Here is a 15,568-nt window from a genome sequence, read left to right on the forward strand (position 1 = left end):
ATGTTCCTATTTTTGATATATTTTTTTCTTGAATCGCCAAGAAAATATGAATTTTTCCCCTCTTCCGTAAATGGGTGAGGGAAAGCGTAACTAAATTTAAAGCGGCAGCCCGGCGAGAACGGCATAACCTTCTTGTATGCCATGCACGCGATAGTCTGTATCTGCTTCAATAAACGCCGCTTGTCCTTGTTTCAACGTGAGTTTTTGTTGTGCGACTTCCAAGGAGATTTCGCCTGCCATCACTAAGAGAATCGAGCCGTTTAAAGTGCGGTCGGAAATCTCGGTGTTTTTTGCGTAAGGCATATTGCTCAAGGCAAAATCAGCAATGGGCGTGGGGTAGGTGTAAACCTGATTTTTAGGCGCCGGCGCGATAATTTGAGGGACGATTTCACTGCAATCAATGATTTTTAGTAATTGTTCGATATCAACGTGTTTTGGCGTTAAACCGCCACGAATCACGTTGTCGGAACAGGCCATTAATTCAATATTTTGCCCGCGTAAATACGCATGCGGTACGCCGGCAGCTTGGAAAATACCTTCGCCGACCTGCAAATTTACAATATTGAACAGGTAGAAACTCATTAAGCCTGCATCTAACTTGTCTCGGGAAATCTTCATGGCGTGCAATGTGTAAAGCACCCAGTAATCAGGATCCTGCATAGCAAGCTGATTTTGCTCGTAAGCTTTCTGTTGACCCTCAATAATCGGCAAGAGCCATTGTGCCAGTTGCTCTTGTTTTGCCAACATAATGTCAGCATAAAAATCCGCTAAATTCTGCGAGACCAATTTTGTTGCCAATTCCGCAAGTGACGGGCGTTGGCGTAGTGTATCGAGAATTTGGGCTTTGGTTTTAAAACCATGTAAAAGCCAAAAATCGGACAACGCAATCATCATTTCCGGCTTATGGTTATCGTCCTTATAGGTGCGCTTCGGATCATTTAACGGAATGCCTGCGGCATTTTCTTGCACAAAGCCGATTTCGGCCTGTTCTTTGGTTGGGTGTAACTGAATGGAAAGCGGATTGGCAACATCTAAAATTTTCAGCAAATAAGGCAAATTATCCCCAAACAATTGACGGCTTTGCGTACCAAGTGCGGTGGGATTTTGGTGTAAAAAATCGCTCAACGATATTTCCTCTTGTGCGTAAAGAATCTGTGACGGTGCCGATGGGTGGGCCCCAAGCCAGTATTCGGCATAGTGAGATTCAGTTTTATCAATATGCAATAAATGAGGAATATAACGTTCACCGCCCCACACATAATGTTGAAGGCGACCATTCAGCGGATAAATACCTGCCATAATTTGCTCTCTGTTAGATTTGCTGTTCTATAAAATCGGGGCGCATTCTAGCATATTCTCACTCTTGGCTGTTGCGGTAAACAGGCTTTTTTTATACATTTAGCAGCGTCTAACATTTCTTTTTTAACCAAATTAAATGTAGACGTTTCAGACCATTGAATTAACCCTAGGAGGAATAAACATGGCACAAGGACATTATGAATTAAAAGTCGCGAAAGACGGCCAATTTATGTTCAACTTAATCGCCACTAACGGACAAGTCATTTTAACCAGCGAGCTTTACAAAACCAAAGCCTCTGCGCAAAACGGCATTGCTTCCGTGCAGAAAAACGGCGTAGATGAGAAAAACTTTGAGTTTCGCACGACAAAAAGCGATCAACCGTATTTCGTGTTGAAAGCGGCTAACCATCAAGAAATCGGTCGTAGCCAATATTATTCCTCACAGGCGGCCGCACAAAAAGGCGTGGAATCCGTGATGAATAATGCTTCAACCGAAGATATTCGTGAAATTGCGGCATAACATGCAAGAATAAATAAACATTATCGGCACTGAGGTGCCGATTTTTTTTATCTAAAATCAGTGTGTTAATCAGAAAACAGGTTTTCTTTTTAAAATGCGATCTTCATCATATTTTTTACTGACGTATTGAAGTAATATTCCACAAAGCACTTTGCCTTTGAAGGGAAAACACCAGATCTGGCAAGTGTGGTATTTGGGGCATAAACCATGTCGTAAATTAAGGAGAAAACGTATGTTTAAACAGCTTCAACAGGTTGGTAAGGCATTTATGTTGCCGATTGCCATTTTACCTGCAGCCGGTTTGTTACTAGGGATTGGGGGGGCATTGTCCAATAAAGCCACCGTGCAAGCCTATCCATTATTGGATCATTCTGTTTTGCAAGGTGTGTTTCAGATCATGTCGGCAGCCGGTTCGGTGGTGTTCGGCAATTTGGCATTATTGCTTTGTATCGGTTTGGGCATTGGTTTAGCCAAACGGGATAAAGGGGTTGCGGCGTTGGCGGCAACCGTCGGCTATTTGATCATGACCGGTACGATTGCAGCATTGATTCCGCTGTTCTCACCGGAAACCAAAGGAATTGATACAGGGGTGATCGGTGCTTTGGTGATGGGCTTGATTACCGTCAAACTGCACAATAAATATCATAATATTCAATTGCCTCAAATTTTAGGCTTCTTCGGCGGTTCACGTTTTGTACCGATTGTCACCTCCTTTGCGGCGATTTTTGTCGGCGCCATCTTCTTTTTAATTTGGCCGACATTTCAAAATTGGTTGTTGTCTGCCGGTGAACATATTGCTTCTATGGGCGCAATCGGAACATTCTTTTATGGCTTCCTCATGCGCTTATGTGGTGCAGTAGGCTTACACCACATGATTTATCCTTTATTTTGGTACACCGAATTAGGCGGTACGGAAATCGTGAATGGTGAAACCATTATCGGCGCACAAAAAATCTTCTTTGCCCAATTGGCGGATCCGAATCACCAAGGTTTATTTACCGAAGGTACACGTTTTTTCGCAGGTCGTTTTGACACCATGATGTTCGGCTTGCCGGCAGCTTGTTTGGCGATGTATCACTGTGTGCCGAAAGCGCGCCGTAAAGCCATTGGCGGGTTATTCCTTGGTGCAGCGTTAACCTCTTTTATTACAGGGATCACCGAGCCTATTGAATTTATGTTCTTATTCGTTGCACCTTGGCTGTATGTTTTCCACGCCTTTTTAGACGGCGTTTCCTTCTATATTGCCGACATTTTGAATATTTCCATCGGTAACACGTTCTCCGGCGGGTTTATTGACTTCCTGTTGTTTGGGATCTTACAAGGCAATGAAAATACCAACTGGTTTACGGTAATTTGGGTCGGTGTATGTTGGGCGGCGTTATATTATTTCAGCTTCCGTTTCTTAATTACCCAATTTAATGTGATGACCCCGGGACGTGCAGAAGAGCAAGAAGACAGCGTGGAACAACAAACCTCTTCTTTAACGGAAAACGCCCACGAGATCATCAACGCCCTAGGTAGCGCAGAAAATATTGAGAACGTGGATGCCTGTATTACTCGTTTGCGGGTGGCGGTGAAAGACGTCAAATTAGTGGATAAACCACGCTTAAAAGCGTTAGGTGCCGTTGAAGTGTTGGAAGTCGGTGGTGGCGTACAAGCAGTTTATGGTGCTAAAGCAGTATTATATAAAAGCGAGATTAACCAGATTTTAGGTAAAGAAGATTAATTTTTTCCTCACTACAAATAGGAACGGTCAGAAATTAATTTATTTCTGACCGTTATTTTTTTTCTTCAAAGACTAAAGATCTTCGGCTTGTTTCAACGCTTCTGCCGGTTGTAAAAACGCCGGGATTTTTGACCGCACTTTTTGTGGATTAAGCGTCAACGGGTAGGTGCGTTTTTGCGCCACGATAACCGTCAGCGGGGCAAACCAACCGGCGGTTTGATGGGATAGCGCCAAATTCCGCTGTTCTAAAATATCAAAGTTGAGTAATTCCAACCAATCGATGATCCGCCAAATGCAATAATGACGCGCGGGGAAGTCGCCTGTTTTTGATTTAAAAAATAGACCGTTAAACGGATTAAACAGACTGAGAAACAAATAGCCGTCATCGGTGAGAACTCGGTGGGTTTCTCGCAACACTTGATGGGGATCTTGGACAAAATTCAGCGTGTTGGCCAACACACAAGCATCCAACTGCTGTTGAATAAAGGGGAGTTCGGTGAGCTTGGCTTGTACGAGTGAATGATGATCGTCTAAAAGTGCGGTCAAATTTTCCGTTATTTTTTCGCTGAGGCTAATTTGGTGGCGAAGGGGCAAATCACATTGAATTTCTGCGCTAAGTCCGCCAATTTTCAGAATCTGATAACCACAAATTTTTGTAAACCAAGGGGCAAAATAAGCGTTTAATGCGTTACAATAAGCGCGCCCATTTGGCAGTTGTTGCCAACCGGTGGGCATCGCCAGTGACTTTTCATATTTAGCACGCCACATCATGGTAACTCCGAGGTCCTATGTTAATTCCGATTCCTGCGTTAAACGATAATTATATTTGGCTTTATGCACGGGAAAATTTACCGTTGCTCATTGTTGATTTGCCAGAAACCGACTGTCTGTTTCATTTTCTGGAAGAACAACATTTTTCCGTTGAAGCATTGTTGCTCACGCACAATCACGCAGATCATACGAACGGCGTCGCGGCGTTTAAACAACGTTTTCCTCAAATCCCGATTTATGGTCCGGCAGAGTGCACTGCTTGTGGGCTGACGCAGGTAGTGAATGAAGGCGACCTTACCACCGAACATTATCGAATTCAAGTATTGCCCAGCGGCGGGCATACGGCGCAGCATGTGAGTTATTGGGTGGATGGGCATTTGTTTTGTGGTGATGCGTTATTTTCCGCCGGTTGCGGACGGGTATTTACCGGGGATTACGCGCAAATGTTTGCCACCATGCAGCGTTTTGCAGCGTTGCCTGACGACACCATCGTTTGCCCGGGGCATGAATATACGTTAAGCAATTTGGCGTTTGTGCAAAACGTTTGGGCAAACAAAAGTGCGGTGGAAAATCATCGCGTTTTAGTGGCGCAGTTACGTGCTGAAAATAAACCAAGCCTGCCCACCACGATAGGCTTGGAAAAACACATTAATCCGTTTTTAACGGCAACCAATTTGGCGCAATTTACCCAATTACGCCAAGCAAAAGATACGTTTTAGAAATTTGATGATTCGCAATAAAATTGCAGATTAATGGCTTTTTTCTTGCGCTAATTTGCCCAAGTAGGGGCAATTCAGCTAGAATATAGCCCGTTTTTATGTCTATTTTTTCTATTTTAGTGGGATAAATGTTGCCGTATTTGTTGTGTCAACATAATAAAGTGCGGTGATTTTTCATGTATTTTTTATGACGATTTTAGTTCTTGGTATTAATCACAAAACCGCCTCTGTTGCCTTACGGGAAAAAGTTGCTTTTTCTGACGAAAAACGTGCTTTTGCTTTGCGTCATATTCGGCAAATTGAATTAGCCGAAAGTGCGGTGATTTTATCCACTTGTAACCGAACTGAAGTTTATCTGCACAATAAAACCGTCCCGCCACAAGAAACGCAACATTGGATTCGCCAGGCTGTACAATGGTTCGCTGAAATTCATCAACTGGACTTAGCCGAGCTTCAACGTTGCCTTTACACTTATGAAAACCTGCCGGCAGTCAATCACTTAATGGAAGTAGCTTGTGGCTTGGATTCATTGATTTTAGGCGAGCCACAAATTTTGGGGCAAGTGAAGCAAGCTTACCAAATGAGCGAGCAGCACTATCTACAAGAACAGCAAGCTATTTCCGGCGAATTATCCCGTTTATTTCAAAAAACATTTTCCACGGCAAAACGCGTGCGTACAGAAACCAATATTGGTGAAAGTGCGGTATCTGTGGCATACGCTGCTTGCAGTTTGGCGCGCCAAATTTTTGAATCGCTGAGCGAATTAACCATTTTATTAGTGGGCGCAGGGGAAACCATTGAATTGGTGTGCCGTCATTTATTGCGTCACGGTGTAAAAAACATGGTCATTTCCAACCGCACTTTAGCTCGCGCAGAAGCCCTCGTGGAGAAATTAGATACAACGGTGGATATTCAAATCCTGCCGCTAGAACAGTTACAGCAGGGCTTAAATCAAGCGGATATTGTGATTAGCTCTACCGGCAGCCCGCATATTTTGATAAACCGCAACATGGTTGAAAAGGCGCAAATCATTCGCCGCTATCGTCCGATGTTGTTGGTGGATATTGCCGTGCCGCGTGACATTGAAGAAAGTGCGGCGGAATTAGACAGTGTTTATCATTATACGGTGGATGATTTACAAAATATCATTCAGCATAATTTAAGCCAACGGGAACAAGCCTCTGCGCAGGCAAAGGAAATTATTCAGGCGGAATGCGCGGATTTCTTTGCGTGGTTGAAAGTCCATCAGTTTTCTAATTTGATCCGTCGTTATCGTGAAGAGGCGGAGCTTACTCGCCAGGATTTGCTGGAAAAAGCGATAGCCTCCTTACAACAAGGCGAAGAGGCGGAACAAGTGCTACAAGAATTAAGTTATAAATTAATGAATAAATTGATCCATTCGCCGACAAAAGCTATGCAAACCATGGTGAAAAATGGTAATGCGGTGGGTCTGCAAACCTTTTCCAAAGCCTTGGGAATGGACGATGAATAGTCGTTCCGAATGTGTTTAAATGCCGTTTAACATCACTCAACTTACTTTTGCGGGAGAAAAAAATGCGAGAAAGTCCTCAAATCGCGAATGTTGATCTAGTAAAACAAATGAATAGTGCGGTGGTGTATAAGCTCATCGATCAGCAAGGTCCTATTTCCCGTATTCAAATTTCTGAAATAAGCCAACTTGCTCCGGCAAGTGTGACTAAAATCACCCGCCATTTACTTGCTCGCGGTTTAATTAAAGAAGTTGAGCAACAAGAATCTACCGGCGGGCGTCGGGCAACCTCGATTGTGGCGGAACATAAACATTTTCGTGCGATTTTAGTGGGTATCGGGCGGGAACATTTAACCTTAGCCATTATGGATTTATCCGCCAAATTAGTGAATAAATCCGTCTTTACGCTTGAAAATTACCCAACACCACAAGCATTTGAACAGTTTTTATTTCAACGCTTGGATGAATTTATTCAAGAAAACCAAAAACGTGGCAGTGAATTTATTGCGATTGGTATCACGGTTCCCGGCTTTGTGGATACGAAAAGTAACATGATTGAACAGGTTCCGCACTTTGAATTAACTACGCCTTGGGACTTGGCTAATCACGTTGCCGAACGTTTCAATTTACCGACCTATATCGGGCATGATGTGCGTAGTTTAGCCCTTGCGGAGCACTATTTTGGTGTCACCAAAGATTGTTACGATTCATTGCTATTGCGTATTCATCGCGGTGTGGGTGCGGGAATTGTGATTAATCATGAACTCTTTTCCGGCTATAAAAAGAATGTAGGCGAAATTGGGCATATTCAGGTGGATCCGTTAGGAAAACGTTGTATGTGCGGCAATGTGGGCTGCTTGGAAACGGTGGTCAGCAATTCAGCAATTGAAAATAAAATGTCGGAGTTATTGGAAGATGGTTACCAAAGTAAATGGCTTTCTTTGGAAGCCCATGACATTGAGGCAATTTGCAAAGCCAGCAATAAGCAAGATGTGGTAGCCACAGAGTTAATTGAACACGTTGGTACACAAATCGGGCGTGTGTTGGCAATGAGTGTGAATATGTTTAATCCGGAAAAAATTGTGATTTCCGGTGAAATAACCCAAGCCAAAAATGTCTTATTTGCCGCAATTCGTCGCACCTTGGAAAGTCATGCATTACCGGCGTTTGTCCAAAATACGCCATTAGTCGCATCGGAGCTTAGCAATGAAGATGTGATAGGTGCTTTTGCTTTAGTAAAAAGAGCCTTGTTTGATGGCAGTTTACTGCGCCGTTTAATTGAAGAATAAATCTTCAAGAGAAAAGTGCGGCCCTCAAAAAGAATATTTTTGAGAGCCGGAATGACTAAAAGTCATTTAGGTTGAGAGAGGAGTAAACTAAGCGTTGAATAAAATTAATGCGATTTGTTTAATCTCTATCCGAATGATCTAATTTTATTTATTTTCCCAAAAAAATGGTTGACGAGTAGGGGCAATATCCGCATAATACGCCCCGCAAAGTCAATGAGATGATTGCAAAGAAATGGCTATGTAGCTCAGTTGGTTAGAGCACAACACTCATAATGTTGGGGTCACAGGTTCGAATCCCGTCATAGCCACCATATTTGCGGGACTGGCGAAATTGGTAGACGCACCGGATTTAGGTTCCGGCGCCGCGAGGTGTGTGGGTTCAAGTCCCTCGTCCCGCACCATTTATTTCATTGATATCAATATAGTTGTTGGGGTATCGCCAAGCGGTAAGGCACCGGGTTTTGATCTCGGCATCCCTAGGTTCGAATCCTAGTACCCCAGCCATACTATTCTCAGTTTCTACTTATAATAAAAATCTATTGGGGTATCGCCAAGCGGTAAGGCACCGGGTTTTGATCTCGGCATCCCTAGGTTCGAATCCTAGTACCCCAGCCACCTTTTTTGTCTTCCCTATCAGTTAATTCGACTTGAATTCATTTAATGAAAATTTTTTATCGTAATTATCCACCGCACTTTTTTCTTATTGAATGCATTGGATTTTTTAGTCTTGGTATTTCTCCCAAGAAGAGTCATCCAAAATTTTACCGAAATGGCTTTCAATTAGCCGTTTAGTAATATCCGTTTGTGGGTCCGTGAAAATTGAATGCGTCTCACCGTATTCAATCATCACGCCGTCTTCCATCACTAAAATTTCATCGGCAATATGCTTAATGATGCCTAAATGCTGACCAACATAAATATAGGCAAGTCCTAGCTTGTTTTGTAATTCGAGCATTAAATTGGTCAGTTGGGTTTTGACCGTGGTATCTAATGACCCAACCGCATCATCAATAATGATAATTTGTGGATCTAAAATTAACGCGCGTGCAAGGGCAATACGTTGCTTTTGGCTCACGGAAAGCGTATTAATTTTAATATTGGCGTGATCAGGATGCATTCCCACTAATTTCAAAATATCAAAAATTTTCTGATTGCGTTCTTGCTCATTTAGATGTGTGGCCAATAGCAATGGCGTATCAAGAATTTGTCCCACATTGAGGCGTGGATTAAACGCCGTATTCGGATCCTGAAACACCATGCGGATATGTTTGGAGCGATAGTTGTAATCACCGAAAGTGAGTGGTTTATCTTTGAATAGGATTTTGCCTGAAGTGGGTTCGGTGATGCCTACGATCATTTTTGCCAAGGTAGATTTTCCTGAGCCATTACGTCCGATAATCGCCAATGTTTTGCCCGCTTCGAGGGAAAAACTGATTTCTTCTACTGCGCGAAAATAACCGGGGTTAAGCAGACCGAGTGTATTTTTAAATGATTTTGTGAGATCTTCCACTTGTAATAATGGCATTTTCTTTCCTTTATTCTTGATCGGAACTTAAAGTGAGCGGTTGAATCAATTCTTTTTCTTTGATTTTCTTTTCCCGTAAATTGATGGGAAAATGGCAGAAAAATTCATGCTGTTTAATACGAAGTGCGGTCGGTTTTACGATACATTTTTTCTGCGCAAATGGGCAGCGGGGGCCAAGACGACAGCCAATCGGCATTTGTTCCAGTAGGGGAACCGAACCTTTGAGTGTGCCAAGTTGACTTTTAAAAGGCAAAGGTTGAGTGAAATCCGGAATGGAATGCAACAAGGCTTGGGTATAGGGGTGATGTGGGGTTTCTAAAATATTCTCTTTAGGGCCGGATTCTGCATTTTGTCCGCAATATAGCACAATAAATGAATCACACCACTCACTGATAGTGTTAATGTCATTACTGGCAAGTAAAATGGATGTGCCTTGGTTTTGATTCATACTTGAAAGCAGACGGAATATTTGCACTTTTGTAATGGATTCCACCGAATTTGCCGGTTCATCGGCAATCAGTAATCGAGGTTGGTTTGCCACGGCAATGGCAATCATGACTTTTTGCCCTTCTCCTTCGGTTAATTCATGAGGGTAACTGCGCATGATATCTTTGTGTTCTTTGATTCCGACGCGATGCAGTAACTCAATGGCGCGACGTTTTTTCCAATTAAATAAACGCTGCCACCAACGACCTTTAAATGTCCATCCGGGGATGCTTTGGATAAGTTGTTTACCAATTTTCTGGCTAGGATCAAGACAGGTTAACGGATCTTGAAACACCATCGAAATTTCTTTACCCACAAGTTTGCGACGTTGTGCCGGTTTGAGTTTTAGCAATTCAATATCATTAAAACGGAAACGATCAGCGGTAACAATCCAAGAATCTTTAAAGGCATTACAGATAACTTTAGCAATGAGGCTTTTGCCTGAACCGGATTCACCGACCAAGCCACAAATTTCCCCTTCATCGATTGTAAAACTCACATTATCGACAATGCGGATTAACCCATTTGGGGTTTGGATATCAATGCGAAGATTGCGAATATCTAGGAGAGCCATAGTTATCTACTCATAATATTTGGTAATCGCTCGGCATAGCCCATTGGTAAACACCAAGCCGATTAGTACGCTGATGATAATTGCAAGTCCCGGCAGAATAACCGTCCAAGGGGCTAAATAAATTAATTCTAAGGAGTCTTTTATCATCGCCCCCCATTCCGGTGCTGGGCGTTGTGCGCCAAGAGAAATAAAACTGAGGGCACTAATATCCAAAATAGCAATCGTAAATGCACGGGAGATTTCTTGAATATATTGTGGTGCAATGTTGGGTAAGATGGTTTCTTTCAGTAACACGCTATTAGAGATGCCGTCTAAGCGTAACATCAATACATATTCTTTTTTGAGCTCTGCTTGAATGCTGCGATAAATTTCATGTACGAAATAAGGTAGCAATGCTAAGGTGATTGCCAACATGGCGTTAATTAAACTTGGTTCCATTAAAGTGGCAATAATGATTGCCACTAATAACACCGGAATAGTGAGGAAGGCATCTAAAAAATGGCCAAGCACACGAGATTTAATACCTTGCGACATTCCCGCCCAAATACCAAGTCCGCCACCGATAAGTGCAGTCAGAATTACTACAATAATGGCAGCACCAACGGTGTAGGTCGTGCCGATAATAATACGACTGAGCACATCCCGACCAATATCATCGGTTCCTAAAAAATAGGCGATCTGGCCGTTATTGGCCCAAGAAGGCGGCATAAGTTCTTGCCCGATAAATTGCATTTCAGCAGAGTAAGGGGCAATCAATGGACTAAAAAGTGCGGTCAAAATCAGCACTAAAAGAGCATAGAAACTGAAAAGCGCAATGCGATCTTCTCGGAAGAGTGCCCAAATATGCTTTAACGAATCGCTTTCGCGAAAATCTTCAGGTTCTCTATCTTGCATGCCAACCCTTCTTATTTAACGGATCCAAAATAAAGATTAAGCTTTCAGATGCCACTTTAATGATAATAATACAAAGCCCGATAGTAATGATGCCGGCTGAAATACTGTTGTAGTCTTGCTGTGTGACGGCATCAATTAACCAACGTCCGATTCCCGGCCAACCTAAGGTATTTTCAACCAACATACATTGTGTAATCACCAACGTAAATAAACGGGTGGTGTGAGGAATTAACAAAGGCAAGGTGTTGCGCAAAATGTATTTACGTAACACGCTAAATTTCGACCAACCTCGTGTAGAAGCGACTTTAACGTAGTTTTGTTGGAAGATAAATTCAGCTCGTTGTTGCACTAAACGTACGATTTCCATGGTAGGTAAAATGGTTAAAACTAAAGTCGGTAACGCCAAGTGTTGCAAAACGTTTTGGATGATTTTAATCCGATAAGGCGCTTCAACAAACCAAACATCAATAATTGGGAAACCGCTAATCGGCTTGATTTCATAAAGTAAATTGTATTGCCCGATAGCAGAAATTTCCCACGAATTAATGGCGGAAAAATACAATAAAATCGGCGCAATCCAAAATACCGGCAAGGAGAGACCGACAGCAGATAAAGTTCGGATGGTTTTTCCGATAAAATTAGCAGGATAAGTTGCACCGATGAGCCCAAGGGGAATACCGAACAATGTTGCCAGTAAAATCGCACAAAAACAGAGTTCTAATGTTGGTGGGAGCACGGTAAAAATTGTCGATTTAAGGGCTTCACCACCGTTATAACTGATACCTAAGTCGCCTTGGATAAGGCGCACCAAATAATGAAAATACCCATTGTAAAAGTGCGGTGTCATTAATTCGGCATTCAGTGGATCCCGCATCAAAATCAGATAACTGATTAATGTCAGGATAAGAAATGTCAAAACGAGAAAAACACATTGTCGAATCAGAGAATTAAACATTACTTGTGTCCTTTTCGTAGTGATAGCGTCGAGAAGTTCAAGGTGCCGAAGGGGCTCATCTCAATATTTTGTACGCGACCATTAGCGACCAAAACTCGTTTGACGTTTGCAATAGGGATGATCGGCAATTCTGATAAAATTAATTCTTGCGCTTGGTTGTAGGCTTCGGAGCGAATCTGTTGATTGGAACTATCTAATGCACTATCCATGATGTTATCGAAGTGTTCGTTGCACCAGTTGGATAAATTGGTGATTTCGTTTGAGGTGCTACAACTTAAAATCGGGCGCATAAAACTGTCGGGATCTAAATTTCCCCCGAGCCAACCGGTTAAAATCATGTCGTAGTCTTCAGATTTATTATGTAATTGCTCAATTAAAAATGTTCGTGTAACCGGGCGAATTTTCACGTCAACGCCGGCATTCGCAAGATCTGATTTAATTAATTCTGCCATTTTAAGCGGAGCCGGGTTATATACCTGTTCTTCATTAATCACCCACATCGTCAAGCTTAATTTTTTATCTTGTAACACTTGTTTGGCTTTCAATGGCATGAAGTCATACTCAAAATCCGGCGTATTCACGCTTGAAGCCCACGAAATATTCGGAATAATGTTATTCGCCACCGTTGCTGTGTTGTGATAAATCGTTTTAATGATTCTTTTACGATTAATGGCTTGTGAGATTGAGTGTCGCAATGCCGGATCTTGAATTGCTGTCTTTTGGAAATTAAACGCCAAATACGACAAATTCATGCCTTCAACACTTTTCATATAATAGCGTGCGTCATTTTCCTTCAGTAACCCTAACTGACTAACTTCCGGATAGGAAGCAATTTGGCATTCACCGTTAAAGAATTTCACCAAGCGCCCGGTACGATCTGCAGATAAATCAATCAGAATGTCATGAATTTTAGCTTCTTTTTTCCAATATTCTTCGTTTTTTTCTAAACGCACATATTGATTGCGGAAATAGTTTTTGACTTTATACGGGCCGGTGCCGACAGGCAAGGTGTCTAGTTGTACTAAGTTATCGTCTGCATTAAGCTGCACCGCATATTCTTGCGAGAAAATAATCGCGTATTGACTTGCTAAGTGAGACAAAATGGAAGCATCAGGTTTGAATAAGGTAATCTCTACCGTATGCGGATTGATGGCTTTCACCGATTCAATTTTTTGGTTTAGCTTAATGCTTTCAAAATAAGGAAAGCGCACCTTTTTCGCCTGTTCATGGAAAATACGATATTGCGGATTTTTATAGCTGACGGAAGTTTGTTCTAACGTCGGTAAATACGTCTCATAACCTAATACCCGATTGAGCGAAAACACGACATCATCCGCATTAAAATCACGGGTCGGTTTAAACCAATCGGTCTGGTGGAACTTAATCCCACGGCGTAAATGAATGGTGATCACTTTGCCATCGGGCGAAAGCGAGTAAGATTGTGCCAATACGGGGATTGGCTCGGCAGCGGTGTTCGAAATTTCAAACAGTTTATTGTAAATCTGCTCTGTCACCACGTTCATACTGGTTCCCGCATCCGCCGTTTGCGGATTAAAGGAAAAGCCGGAGGCGTGCGTGCAATAAATCAATCCGTTGTCTGTCAGTTCTTCAGGCACGCGTGGTGCCGCCGTTGCAGAATCCACCGCAAAAGCAAACAAACAAACAGGCACAATTAATTTTTTATACAACATCATAAACGGATCAACAGGCTAAAAATGAATGCCAAATTGTAAGATATATTCCGTGGATATTCTAGCGAATCTGCCAGTTCTGAAAATTTGTCGCCCAAAATGACCGCACTTTTCTTCCATTATTTCCTTAATCCCAAGCAAATTAAGCGCCTCTTCATTTTTTCGGTATAATATCGCTCATTATCTATGTCATTTTCCCTTAATTAAAAAGAACGGAAATTATGCTAAATCATCTGCAAAAAGAATTAAATGAACTGGTTAATCGCGGTTTGGATCGTACATTACGCATTGCTGTGACAGGGCTAAGTCGAAGTGGAAAAACTGCGTTTATTACGAGTTTAATTAATCAGTTGTTACATATTAATCGCGTCGATAATAGCCATCTTCCCTTGTTTGATGCGGCACGCCGACATGGCATTATTGCGGTAAAACGTATTCCGCAATTGGATTTGTCCATCCCTCGTTTTGATTATGAAGGCAATCTTAACGCATTGTCTCAACAACCACCGAAGTGGCCACAGTCCACCAAAGGCGTAAGTGAAACACGTCTGGCGATTCGTTATCAGCGCAGTAGCGGTTTATTGCGTCATGTGAAAGAAAAAGGGACGTTGTATCTGGATATTTTTGATTATCCGGGAGAATGGCTGTTGGATTTGCCGTTGTTGGATTTGGATTTTCAGCAATGGTCGCTAGAATTGCAGCGGCAGCTTAATTCGACACATTTGAAATTTGCACAAAGCTGGTTGGAAAAAGCTCAAAACGTGAATTTAACTGCGCCGGCGGATGAGGATATTTTGGCGCAACTAGCCAAGGATTACACCGATTATTTATGGCAATGTAAACAGCACGGATTGCATTTTATTCAGCCGGGGCGATTTGTGTTACCCGGTGAGCTGGAGGGGGCACCGGCTTTGCAATTTTTCCCCTTGTTGCATTTAACCGAATCACAATGGCAACAAGTGAAAAATGAAGCGAAAGAAAACAGTTATTTTGCGGTGTTGCAAAAACGCTACGATTATTACCGTCGGCACATTGTGAAAGATTTTTATCAACAGTATTTTTCCACTTTTGATCGGCAAGTGATTTTGGCGGATTGCTTAACGCCGTTGAATCACAGTCGCGAAGCGTTTGAGGACATGCAATTAGCGTTACATCAACTGTTTCGCAATTTTCATTACGGCAAACGTAATTTCTTGAACCGCCTTTTTTCGCCGAAAATCGATAAATTGATGTTTATCGCCACCAAAGCAGATCATATCACCACCGATCAGTTACCGAATTTGGTCAGCCTCATGCGTCAGTTAGTACAGGATGGCGGGCGTTACGTGGAGTTTGCCGATATTGCTACCGATTACACCGCCATTGCGTCTATTCGGGCAACGCAACAGATGGTGGTAAATCAACATGGTCGTCAATTTAAAGCCATTCAAGGCGTGCGGAGTAGCGATTTGCAAAAAGTCACGCTTTATCCCGGCAGTGTGCCGAGTAAATTGCCGAGTGCTGATTTTTGGCAAGATCAAAAATTTGAATTTGATCAGTTTGAACCGCGCCGTTTAGAACAGGGTGAAAACATACCGCACTTACGAATGGATGCCGTGTTGCAATTTTTGCTGGGCGATAAGTTATAACA

At 42.4% G+C, this 15,568-nt stretch carries 13 protein-coding genes and 4 tRNA genes; 10 read left to right on the plus strand and 7 right to left on the minus strand.

Annotated features, from left to right (window positions below; genetic code table 11):
- Window positions 1-96 precede the first annotated feature (96 nt).
- Window positions 97-1,299 (minus strand): mannose-6-phosphate isomerase, class I, encoded by a 1,203-nt coding sequence (gene manA, locus J5A60_RS03435; RefSeq protein ID WP_212510580.1) that lies wholly within the window; start codon window positions 1,297-1,299, stop codon window positions 97-99.
- Between the two features lie 181 nt (window positions 1,300-1,480).
- Between manA and J5A60_RS03440 the strand changes: the two genes are divergently transcribed.
- Together J5A60_RS03440 and J5A60_RS03445 are read left to right on the plus strand one after the other, a co-directional pair.
- Entirely contained in the window at window positions 1,481-1,819 is a 339-nt protein-coding gene (locus J5A60_RS03440; RefSeq protein WP_006717680.1) for a YegP family protein, read from the plus strand.
- A 232-nt stretch (window positions 1,820-2,051) separates the two neighbouring features.
- Window positions 2,052-3,545, plus strand: coding sequence for a PTS transporter subunit EIIC (locus J5A60_RS03445; RefSeq protein WP_109127792.1), 1,494 nt, complete (start codon window positions 2,052-2,054; stop codon window positions 3,543-3,545).
- Between the two features lie 72 nt (window positions 3,546-3,617).
- Here the strand turns inward: J5A60_RS03445 and J5A60_RS03450 are convergent, their stop codons facing one another.
- Complete coding sequence (locus J5A60_RS03450) at window positions 3,618-4,313, minus strand: class I SAM-dependent methyltransferase (protein ID WP_212510741.1); 696 nt, start codon at window positions 4,311-4,313, stop codon at window positions 3,618-3,620.
- Window positions 4,314-4,333: 20 nt separating this feature from the next.
- On the opposite strand from J5A60_RS03450, the gene gloB reads away from it, so the two are divergent.
- The 7 genes from gloB to J5A60_RS03485 all read left to right on the plus strand — a co-directional run bounded on the left by gloB (window position 4,334) and on the right by J5A60_RS03485 (window position 8,428).
- A complete protein-coding gene (gene gloB, locus J5A60_RS03455; protein ID WP_212510581.1) occupies window positions 4,334-5,035 on the plus strand; it encodes a hydroxyacylglutathione hydrolase in 702 nt (233 codons plus the stop codon).
- Window positions 5,036-5,222: 187 nt separating this feature from the next.
- Window positions 5,223-6,527: a glutamyl-tRNA reductase gene (gene hemA, locus J5A60_RS03460; RefSeq protein ID WP_212510582.1), complete on the plus strand. Its 1,305-nt coding sequence runs from the start codon at window positions 5,223-5,225 to the stop codon at window positions 6,525-6,527.
- A gap of 62 nt (window positions 6,528-6,589) precedes the next feature.
- Entirely contained in the window at window positions 6,590-7,813 is a 1,224-nt protein-coding gene (locus J5A60_RS03465) for an ROK family protein (protein WP_212510583.1), read from the plus strand.
- A gap of 234 nt (window positions 7,814-8,047) precedes the next feature.
- Window positions 8,048-8,124 (plus strand) — tRNA-Met (locus J5A60_RS03470).
- Window positions 8,125-8,129: 5 nt separating this feature from the next.
- Window positions 8,130-8,214, plus strand: a tRNA-Leu gene (locus J5A60_RS03475).
- Window positions 8,215-8,242: 28 nt separating this feature from the next.
- Window positions 8,243-8,317, plus strand: a tRNA-Gln gene (locus J5A60_RS03480).
- Between the two features lie 36 nt (window positions 8,318-8,353).
- Window positions 8,354-8,428: transfer RNA gene (locus tag J5A60_RS03485), tRNA-Gln, on the plus strand.
- A 106-nt stretch (window positions 8,429-8,534) separates the two neighbouring features.
- On the opposite strand, the gene J5A60_RS03490 is transcribed toward J5A60_RS03485, so the two are convergent.
- Genes J5A60_RS03490 through J5A60_RS03510 form a run of 5 tightly spaced genes read right to left on the minus strand, consistent with a single transcriptional unit; the run spans window position 8,535 to window position 13,938 of the window.
- Entirely contained in the window at window positions 8,535-9,338 is an 804-nt protein-coding gene (locus J5A60_RS03490; RefSeq protein ID WP_212510584.1) for an ATP-binding cassette domain-containing protein, read from the minus strand.
- A 10-nt stretch (window positions 9,339-9,348) separates the two neighbouring features.
- Window positions 9,349-10,398: an oligopeptide/dipeptide ABC transporter ATP-binding protein gene (locus tag J5A60_RS03495; RefSeq protein WP_212510585.1), complete on the minus strand. Its 1,050-nt coding sequence runs from the start codon at window positions 10,396-10,398 to the stop codon at window positions 9,349-9,351.
- A gap of 6 nt (window positions 10,399-10,404) precedes the next feature.
- Window positions 10,405-11,292, minus strand: a complete 888-nt coding sequence (locus tag J5A60_RS03500) for an ABC transporter permease subunit (protein WP_212510586.1) — start codon at window positions 11,290-11,292, stop codon at window positions 10,405-10,407.
- The gene (locus tag J5A60_RS03505) at window positions 11,282-12,247 is read right to left on the minus strand and encodes an ABC transporter permease subunit (protein WP_212510587.1); all 966 of its coding nucleotides are present in this window, start codon (window positions 12,245-12,247) and stop codon (window positions 11,282-11,284) included. Before J5A60_RS03505 ends, J5A60_RS03500 begins: the two co-directional genes overlap by 11 nt.
- On the minus strand, window positions 12,247-13,938 hold the full coding sequence (locus J5A60_RS03510) for an ABC transporter substrate-binding protein (protein WP_212510742.1): 1,692 nt from the start codon (window positions 13,936-13,938) through the stop codon (window positions 12,247-12,249). The genes J5A60_RS03505 and J5A60_RS03510 overlap by 1 nt, the downstream gene beginning before the upstream one ends.
- 221 nt (window positions 13,939-14,159) lie before the next feature.
- Here J5A60_RS03510 and J5A60_RS03515 point away from each other — a divergent pair, with 221 nt between their 5' ends.
- On the plus strand, window positions 14,160-15,566 hold the full coding sequence (locus J5A60_RS03515; protein WP_212510588.1) for a YcjX family protein: 1,407 nt from the start codon (window positions 14,160-14,162) through the stop codon (window positions 15,564-15,566).
- Window positions 15,567-15,568: the final 2 nt, after the last annotated feature.

The sequence above is a fragment of the Aggregatibacter sp. oral taxon 513 genome (assembly GCF_018128305.1).
Taxonomy (GTDB): domain Bacteria; phylum Pseudomonadota; class Gammaproteobacteria; order Enterobacterales; family Pasteurellaceae; genus Aggregatibacter; species Aggregatibacter segnis_A.

Bases quoted from the DNA above. Each gene is read 5' to 3' on its own strand.
- manA (WP_212510580.1), bottom strand. From the start codon at position 1,299: ATGGCAGGTATTTATCCGCTGAATGGTCGCCTTCAACATTATGTGTGG.
- J5A60_RS03440 (WP_006717680.1), top strand. From the start codon at position 1,481: ATGGCACAAGGACATTATGAATTAAAAGTCGCGAAAGACGGCCAATTT.
- J5A60_RS03445 (WP_109127792.1), top strand. From the start codon at position 2,052: ATGTTTAAACAGCTTCAACAGGTTGGTAAGGCATTTATGTTGCCGATT.
- J5A60_RS03450 (WP_212510741.1), bottom strand. From the start codon at position 4,313: ATGTGGCGTGCTAAATATGAAAAGTCACTGGCGATGCCCACCGGTTGG.
- gloB (WP_212510581.1), top strand. From the start codon at position 4,334: ATGTTAATTCCGATTCCTGCGTTAAACGATAATTATATTTGGCTTTAT.
- hemA (WP_212510582.1), top strand. From the start codon at position 5,223: ATGACGATTTTAGTTCTTGGTATTAATCACAAAACCGCCTCTGTTGCC.
- J5A60_RS03465 (WP_212510583.1), top strand. From the start codon at position 6,590: ATGCGAGAAAGTCCTCAAATCGCGAATGTTGATCTAGTAAAACAAATG.
- J5A60_RS03490 (WP_212510584.1), bottom strand. From the start codon at position 9,338: ATGCCATTATTACAAGTGGAAGATCTCACAAAATCATTTAAAAATACA.
- J5A60_RS03495 (WP_212510585.1), bottom strand. From the start codon at position 10,398: ATGGCTCTCCTAGATATTCGCAATCTTCGCATTGATATCCAAACCCCA.
- J5A60_RS03500 (WP_212510586.1), bottom strand. From the start codon at position 11,292: ATGCAAGATAGAGAACCTGAAGATTTTCGCGAAAGCGATTCGTTAAAG.
- J5A60_RS03505 (WP_212510587.1), bottom strand. From the start codon at position 12,247: ATGTTTAATTCTCTGATTCGACAATGTGTTTTTCTCGTTTTGACATTT.
- J5A60_RS03510 (WP_212510742.1), bottom strand. From the start codon at position 13,938: ATGTTGTATAAAAAATTAATTGTGCCTGTTTGTTTGTTTGCTTTTGCG.
- J5A60_RS03515 (WP_212510588.1), top strand. From the start codon at position 14,160: ATGCTAAATCATCTGCAAAAAGAATTAAATGAACTGGTTAATCGCGGT.